The organism is Bacillus sp. CH30_1T, assembly GCF_008364765.1.
In the GTDB taxonomy this organism is placed as follows: Bacteria; Bacillota; Bacilli; order Bacillales; family Bacillaceae_B; genus Rossellomorea.
Map to the genome: position 1 here is coordinate 313,642 of NZ_VTUY01000007.1, position 7,720 is coordinate 321,361.

The 7,720-nt window shown below is 40.5% G+C and carries 9 protein-coding genes; 1 reads left to right on the plus strand and 8 read right to left on the minus strand.

Features of this window, described 5'->3' with window-relative positions; translation table 11 throughout:
- The 8 genes from spoIIAA to fur form a co-directional block, all read right to left on the minus strand.
- Window positions 1-351, minus strand: a complete 351-nt coding sequence (gene spoIIAA, locus F0342_RS16665; RefSeq protein WP_113967610.1) for an anti-sigma F factor antagonist — start codon at window positions 349-351, stop codon at window positions 1-3.
- Between the two features lie 134 nt (window positions 352-485).
- Complete coding sequence (locus F0342_RS16670; protein ID WP_149156988.1) at window positions 486-1,652, minus strand: D-alanyl-D-alanine carboxypeptidase family protein; 1,167 nt, start codon at window positions 1,650-1,652, stop codon at window positions 486-488.
- Between the two features lie 213 nt (window positions 1,653-1,865).
- Window positions 1,866-3,170 (minus strand): pyrimidine-nucleoside phosphorylase, encoded by a 1,305-nt coding sequence (locus tag F0342_RS16675; protein ID WP_149157021.1) that lies wholly within the window; start codon window positions 3,168-3,170, stop codon window positions 1,866-1,868.
- Window positions 3,171-3,240: 70 nt separating this feature from the next.
- Window positions 3,241-4,056: a purine-nucleoside phosphorylase gene (locus F0342_RS16680; RefSeq protein ID WP_149156989.1), complete on the minus strand. Its 816-nt coding sequence runs from the start codon at window positions 4,054-4,056 to the stop codon at window positions 3,241-3,243.
- A 101-nt stretch (window positions 4,057-4,157) separates the two neighbouring features.
- On the minus strand, window positions 4,158-5,342 hold the full coding sequence (gene deoB / locus F0342_RS16685; RefSeq protein WP_149156990.1) for a phosphopentomutase: 1,185 nt from the start codon (window positions 5,340-5,342) through the stop codon (window positions 4,158-4,160).
- A 209-nt stretch (window positions 5,343-5,551) separates the two neighbouring features.
- Window positions 5,552-6,445, minus strand: a complete 894-nt coding sequence (xerD, locus tag F0342_RS16690; protein ID WP_148969519.1) for a site-specific tyrosine recombinase XerD — start codon at window positions 6,443-6,445, stop codon at window positions 5,552-5,554.
- A 6-nt stretch (window positions 6,446-6,451) separates the two neighbouring features.
- Window positions 6,452-6,679 carry a YqzK family protein gene (locus tag F0342_RS16695; protein WP_149156991.1) on the minus strand — a complete coding sequence of 76 codons (228 nt, stop codon included), beginning with the start codon at window positions 6,677-6,679 and terminating at the stop codon, window positions 6,452-6,454.
- Window positions 6,680-6,873: 194 nt separating this feature from the next.
- Window positions 6,874-7,332, minus strand: coding sequence for a ferric iron uptake transcriptional regulator (gene fur / locus F0342_RS16700; protein ID WP_149156992.1), 459 nt, complete (start codon window positions 7,330-7,332; stop codon window positions 6,874-6,876).
- 203 nt (window positions 7,333-7,535) lie between these two features.
- On the opposite strand from fur, the gene F0342_RS16705 reads away from it, so the two are divergent.
- Window positions 7,536-7,720, plus strand: a 185-nt coding sequence (locus F0342_RS16705; RefSeq protein WP_464764950.1) for a transposase, incomplete at its 3' end; no start/stop codon positions are given.

Genomic DNA, 7,720 nt, shown 5'->3' on the forward strand with positions numbered 1-7,720 from the left:
TCAGGCGACCCCCAATCTTTGTAATGCGTTTTCTTCAGACGGCTCAAGACGGATAATCTTAAACAACCCGGACATTTCAAATAATCGGTTTACAGAAGGGGAGATCGCACACACAACCATTTCTCCATGCTTTTGTTTAATCTGCTTGTATCGACCCAAAATCACACCTAATCCTGAACTATCCATAAAGCTTAGTTCCTCTAAATTCAAAATGATATGCTTCACATTCTCACTTTCAATCAGATTCGAAGCTTTTTCCCTAAGCTCATCAGCAGTATGATGATCCAGCTCACCACTTAAACGAATACACAAAACATCTTTTTTGACTTCTAAGTTAATAGCAAGACTCACTATCAGAAAGCCTCCTTCTCTGTCGTATAGTGAGTCATTTCGCTATTCTTTTAGTAAATTCCTTCTCCATGACAAAACTAGAAGGAATTCGTCATAATTAGAGGTTATTTTTATCAGAAATCGTAAAGACAGTTTTACTTTCCAACTTTCGTGAATAGTCCAAAGGATTTTTTGTACAGCTCCCACCAGCTTGCGTCATTTACATTTTTCTTTGCGACCAGAGTGCTTTCCAACACTTTTTCTCCTTTGTTCATGATGAATAGAGTCCCGACTTTATCTCCTTTTTTGATAGGAGCCTTGAGGTCTTTAGAGAGTGTAATTTTCTGTTCTACCTTATCCATTTTTTCACCTTTTTGCGTTAACAGGGAGATGGGCTCTTCCGTCACTGCATCCACTCTGTTTTGTTTCCCTTTCGATACTTTCACCTGAGCCAGGGAGTCACCCTTTTTGAAGAGAGATTTGGTTGAATACTGATTGAAGGCATAATCCAGCATTTTACTTACCTCGTTGTTTCGCTCTTTAGGAGTCGGTGCTCCGAATACGACAGCAATGACCCTCATATTATCTTTCTTAGCCGTTGCCGTTAAGCAGTATTTCGCTTCATTGGTGAATCCAGTTTTCAGTCCATCCACGCCGTCATAGAAACGAACCAATTTGTTTGTATTTACCAACCAGAATTTTTTTTCCGTATCTTCACGTAAATACGATTCATAGCTGCCTGTGAACTTGGTGATTCCTTCATATTTTAAAAGTTCCTTGGCCATCATGGACATGTCATGTGCCGAACTATAATGATCTTTGGACGGTAAGCCTGTCGGGTTTTTAAACCGAGTGTCTTTTAACCCAAGCTCTTCTACCTTTTTGTTCATTTTTTCAACAAAGGCTTCTTCACTTCCTGATATATGTTCCGCCAGGGCTACTGATGCATCATTGGCAGAACCAATCGCAATCCCCTTAAGCATTTCTTCAACCGTCATGCTTTCACCGGGCTCCAGGAAAATTTGTGATCCACCCATCGATGCGGCATATTCACTCGCTCGAACACTGTCTTCCCACTTTATTTGACCTTTTTCAAGGGCTTCCATGATCAACATCATTGTCATAATCTTAGTCATGGATGCTGGTGCCAGCTTTTCATGGCTATTCTTCTCATATAATACCGTTCCAGTATCCCGCTCAATCAAAATAGCTGATTTCGATACTTCAGCTAATTCCGATTTCTTCTCCTGGGCAAACCCCATTGAAGGAAACAAAAAAGCTGCTAAAACAAATGTAATCACTATATACGCAAAACGTTTCATCCAACTGTCCTCCAATCAAATCTCGTTTTAAATCAATACTCATAGACCCATTTTTTCCAACTGCATCATTTTTATACAAACATTGGTAAAAAAGTGAGGTTGGCCTATGAATGGTAGGTGGTAAGTGATAAAAATGGTTGGAAGATGGTTAAAAAAAAGCCCCTGCCAAAGAGAAATAATCCTCTTGGCAAAGGCCTCGATCAAAATTAAAAATTAACCCGTGATTTCAGTATGAATCAACGAAGGGGCTTTCACATGTTCAGATGTTACTTTAATGCTTTCGTATAATTTTTCTTTTACATTGTCGATATTCTCATCATTGCTATAGATCGTCACAAGAGAATCTCCCGTTTTGACAGAATCACCGATCTTCTTGCGTAACTCAAGACCAACCGCTAAGTCGATAACAGAATCTTTTGTTGCACGGCCTGCTCCTAACCACATAGCAGCCGTTCCAACTGCATCGGCCACAATTTCTGAAACATAGCCATCTTCTTTCGCTTCAAGTTCAACCTTATACTGCGCCTGTGGAAGTTTTGATGGATCATCCACAACGGATGGATCTCCACCTTGTGATTCTAGGAATACTTTGAAATTCTCAAGAGCCGATCCATCTTCAATCGCTTTCTGTAATAGCTCTCTCGCTTCTTCCAATGTTGATGCTTTTTCAGCCAGATAGACCATATGACTTCCAAGAGTTAAGCATAATTCTGTTAAGTCTTCTGGACCTACACCTTTTAATGTATCGATCGCTTCTTTCACTTCAAGTGCGTTTCCTATCGCGAAGCCCAGTGGCTGACTCATGTCCGAAATGACCGCCATTGTTTTTCTGCCGACGTTGTTTCCGATGTTCACCATTGCTTTGGCAAGGTCTTTTGAATCGTCTAGTGTTTTCATGAAAGCCCCGGCACCCGTTTTCACGTCAAGTACGATAGCATCCGCACCAGCAGCTATTTTTTTACTCATGATGGAACTTGCGATCATAGGAATGCTATTGACCGTTGCCGTCACATCACGTAATGAATAAAGCTTTTTATCAGCCGGTGTTAAATTTCCACTTTGTCCGATAACGGCTAACTTATTCTTGTTCACCAAGCGGATAAATTCATCGTTTTCAATTTCTACATGGAAACCTTCGACGGACTCAAGCTTATCGATGGTTCCTCCAGTGTGTCCAAGTCCTCGTCCACTCATCTTCGCTACAGGTACTCCAACGGAAGCAACCAGTGGTCCCAGAACAAGGGTCGTTGTATCACCAACACCGCCTGTTGAATGCTTGTCTACTTTAATTCCTTCAATTGCAGACAGATCGATTTGATCTCCTGATTCGACCATTGCCATCGTCAGGTCTGCTCTTTCTCTATCGCTCATGTCTTTGAAGAAGATGGCCATTGTCAGGGCACTTACTTGATAATCAGGGATGCTTCCATCTGTATAACCTTCAACTATAAATTTTATTTCTTCTGTAGAGAGTTCTTTACCTTCACGCTTCTTCTCTATTAAGTCAACCATTCTCATTGTATTCACCCGCTCTTGTATTATTGTCAAAGGGAAGTCCCTTTAGTTTTAAAATTGAATCGTACAACCCTTAGATTGATTTCACGATTTCTTTTACATATGCCAGGAAGTTTGCACGAACCATTTCGGTTGTTTCAATCACTTCATCATGGGAAAGAGGTTGGTCAAGGATACCTGCCGCCATATTTGAGATGCATGAAATTCCAAGCACTTTCATTCCCCCATGGCGGGCTACGATTACTTCAGGTACAGTCGACATTCCTACTGCATCTCCTCCAAGTGTACGGGCAAGACGAACTTCAGCTGGAGTTTCGTATGTAGGTCCTGTATTCCCCACATACACACCTTCTTGCACTTCAATTGAAAGCTTTTCTGCGATTTCTTTCGCTTTTTGACGCAGTTCTTTACAATATGCTTCTGACATATCCGGGAACCTTGGTCCTAAGCGGGAATCGTTCGCCCCAATTAGTGGATTGCCACCCATATTATTAATATGATCCGTGATCAGCATCAAGTCTCCAGCCTTAAAGCTTTCATTCACTCCACCGGCAGCATTGGTGACGATTAAGACTTCGACGCCAAGTTCCTTCATAACACGGACGGGGAATGTGACTTTATCGAATCCGTACCCTTCGTAGTAATGAAAACGCCCTTGCATGGCTACGACTTCCTGACCCGCCAATTGACCGAACACAAGCTGCCCTGCGTGTCCCGCCACTGTAGAAACAGGAAAGTCAGGGATTTCTTTATAAGGTATTTTCACTGAATTTTGGATTTCATCAGCTAACACACCCAACCCTGAACCAAGGATGAGTCCGATTTTCGGTTGGCCTGTGTATTGATTTTTTAAATGGTTTGCTGCATTTTGGATGTTTTCATAATTCATGTTCATTACTCCTTTTTTTATCATTCAATGTAAAGAGGAGGAAATGGGCTGATGTTACCGCTCCTTCATCCTCTCCCTTTCAATATTTTTACCAGGAATACCTATTTCAATTGTGATAAGAAGCTTCTACCAAACTTCGGCATGGTCACATTAAAGTTGTCTGCCACGGTAGCGCCGATATCTGCGAATGTTTCAGAGATAGGCAGCTCTTTCCCTCCGTCAAAGCGTTTTGAATAAACGAGAAGTGGAACATATTCTCTTGTATGGTCTGTTCCTGGAGCGGTCGGATCATTCCCGTGATCAGCTGTAATGATAAGAAGATCATCTTCCGTCATTTTCTCGAACACCTCAGGAAGCCGTGCATCAAATTCTTCTAACGCCTTTCCATATCCTTCTGGATCACGACGATGTCCGAATAAAGCATCGAAATCGACAAGATTCAGGAAGCTTAAGCCTGTGAAGTCTTGATCGAATGATTTAATGAGTCCGTCCATCCCGTGCATATTATGCTTTGTACGAATCGATTCAGTCACTCCTTCGCCATTAAAAATATCTGAAATTTTACCAATGGCGATCACGTCAAAACCGGAATCCTTCAGTTCATTCATTACTGTACGGTTAAAAGGTTTTAACGCATAGTCATGACGATTGGATGTACGTTTGAACTCGCCTGGTTCGCCAACGAATGGACGAGCAATCACACGACCTACGAGGTATTCCTCTTCTTTCGTGATTTCACGTGCGATTTCACAAATTTTGTACTGCTCTTCTATTGGAATGATGTCTTCATGAGCTGCAATTTGAAGGACAGGATCTGCAGAAGTATAAACAATTAGAGCTCCTGTTTCCATGTGCTCTTTTCCTAACTCCTCAATAATCTCAGTTCCGCTTGCAGGCTTATTTCCAATGATCTTTCTGCCTGTCTCAGCTTCAAGTTTCTGAATTAATTTTTCAGGGAAACCGTCTGGATACGTTTTGAACGGTTTATCAATATTGAGGCCCATTATTTCCCAATGACCAGTCATCGTGTCTTTCCCTACAGATGCTTCCTGCATTTTCGTGAAGTATGCTAACGGCTTGTCAGCTTTTTCAATTCCCTTCACTTCTTTAATATTCGAAAGTCCAAGCTTTCCAATATTGGGCATGTTCAGTCCATTCATATGTTCAGCAATGTGACCAATCGTATCCGTTCCTTTATCGTTAAATAGCTCAGCATCTGGCGCCTCACCTATTCCCACTGAGTCCATGACGATCAGATGAACTCTTTTATATGTATAGTTACTCATTCAAATAAACCTCCTATATGTAGTACCTTATTTAAAAAAGCGGTTACATTTTTTGATCTTTAATCGTATCTTACCCTTAACTGCATTATAGCAATCGACAGGATTTAACGTCAGAAGTCTGACATCTACATTCTACTTTTTCCTTTCAAAAAAAACAAGAGAGATCCCTTAAAGAATACTATTTTCTTTAAGACATCTCTCTTCATCTTTTAAGCACGCGGATGAAATTGTGAGTATACATCCTTTAAGCGTGTTTTCGTTACATGTGTATAGATTTGTGTGGTGGAAATGTCTGCATGACCTAGCATTTCCTGTACTGCCCTCAGGTCTGCCCCATTCTCCAATAAATGGGTTGCGAATGAGTGCCTAAGTGTATGAGGAGTCAGATCCTTTTCAATATTGGCTTTTTTTGCAAGAGCTTTTAAGTTCTTCCAGAAACCTTGTCTTGTCAGACCTTTACCATGATGATTTAAAAACAGGTGATCATCCCGGTGCTTCTTGCTTCTTAATTTCAACCGGGCATCTTCTAAGTATTTCTCAAGAACATTCATTGCCGTTTGTCCTATGGGGATAATCCGTTCTTTATTCCCTTTTCCTATACATCTGACAAATCCCATGGTCAAGTGGACATCGTCCAGTTTTAGTTGAATGAGTTCACTTACCCTGATACCTGTGGCATAAAGGATTTCAAGCATCGCTTTATCTCTCATCCCAAGTGGTGTAGATTCCTCAGGAGCTTCAAGTAAAGCCTCTACCTCGGCTATGCTTAAAATCTTTGGAAGCGTCCGCTCTGTTTTCGGTGTCTCGATATGCACAGTCGGATCTTGTTCCGTCGCTTTTTCTCTTAGCAAAAATTGATGGAAGGAACGGATAGATGCAACATGGCGTGCAACTGTCTTTGAAGATTTCCCCTGACTCTTTAAGTGGCCGAGAAATTGGACTATGTTCATTCTCGAAACGGCGTTCAGTTCCGATATTTCTTCCACCTTCGCTAAGTATAGTGCATAATTCTTTAAGTCACGCTGGTACGACTCTATCGTATTTTTGGCCAGTCCTTTTTCTACTATTAAAAAGTGCATGAAATCTTGAATATGGTCTTCCACACTGCATTACTCCCCGTTCATATAAAAAAATAATAGCCGATCATACCATTGGCTTTCTTCATCCGTCACAGACGAATACACCTTGACTGCTGCTCCCTCGGGTTCATCATATCTGTGATAGCCTTCATATTCTTCACTGATCCACATAATACCATAGTAAAACAAAATCGTTGATCCAGTAAACAAAATAAACACTTTAATGGTTTGCCATACCATTTGAATTCCTTTTATCATCCTGTCGTCCTCCATATTCATCGGTACTAACGTCTATTAATACAAGCTATGACGTTTTTAATCTGTTTTATACCTTATGGAGTTAAAACGGTGAAAATTTCTGTCGGTGTATATAAAAAAGCCTTAAAGAGTATGTATGGGATGTTTCAAATGAGAAACAACGACAGGAATCTTTAAGGCTTTTCGGCATCATATTATTCTTCTGGGTCCTCTTCTTTATCCTGGCATCTGGAACAAATACCATGAAAGGTAAGGCGGTGATCTTTTATTTTAAATTTCCAATCTCGTTCAACAATCGCTTCCACGTCTTCTAAGAGATCTTCTTGTATTTCATCAACCGCTCCACATTCAATGCATACTAAATGATGATGAAAGTGGGCTGCCCCTTCTTGCCTGAGATCATAACGCGATACACCATCGCCAAAATTGATTTTATCCACTACTTTCAGTTCAGATAGCAATTCCAATGTACGATATACAGTTGCCAGTCCAATTTCCGGAGATTTTTCCTTAACGAGGAGGTATACATCTTCGGCACTGAGGTGATCTTCTTCATGTTCCAATAACACGCGTACCGTTGCTTCGCGCTGCGGCGTAAGCTTGTAGCTGGCAGAATGAAGTTGTTTTTTGATTCTTTCAATACGGCTTTCCATAGTCCTCTCCTCCCTCGTCAATGTCCTTACTATTATATCAAAAAGGGAGGAATAAGCAAAATAAAATAATTATAATTAAACAAATAAAACGATTCTTATATAATAATCGTTTCAGCTTGTAGACAAAGTCTAAAAATTAGACCAAGTCTACAAGCTTTTTTTGTATAATGGAATGGAATCGATATTTTTGTGGGGGATATAAAATGTTATCAAAACACGTTGAGGATGGAAGAAATCAAATTGAAATGGTTGCGTTGGACCAACTTGTTCCAGAGGATCATCTGGTTAGGAAGGTTGAACAAGCGATTGACTTTGAATTTATTTATGACCTGGTAAAAGATAAGTATTGTTTAGATAATGGTCGACCGAGTATTGATCCCGTCGTTCT

Bases quoted from the DNA above. Each gene is read 5' to 3' on its own strand.
- F0342_RS16670 (WP_149156988.1), bottom strand. From the start codon at position 1,652: ATGAAACGTTTTGCGTATATAGTGATTACATTTGTTTTAGCAGCTTTT.
- F0342_RS16675 (WP_149157021.1), bottom strand. From the start codon at position 3,170: ATGAGAATGGTTGACTTAATAGAGAAGAAGCGTGAAGGTAAAGAACTC.
- F0342_RS16680 (WP_149156989.1), bottom strand. From the start codon at position 4,056: ATGAATTATGAAAACATCCAAAATGCAGCAAACCATTTAAAAAATCAA.
- deoB (WP_149156990.1), bottom strand. From the start codon at position 5,342: ATGAGTAACTATACATATAAAAGAGTTCATCTGATCGTCATGGACTCA.
- F0342_RS16695 (WP_149156991.1), bottom strand. From the start codon at position 6,679: ATGATAAAAGGAATTCAAATGGTATGGCAAACCATTAAAGTGTTTATT.
- fur (WP_149156992.1), bottom strand. From the start codon at position 7,332: ATGGAAAGCCGTATTGAAAGAATCAAAAAACAACTTCATTCTGCCAGC.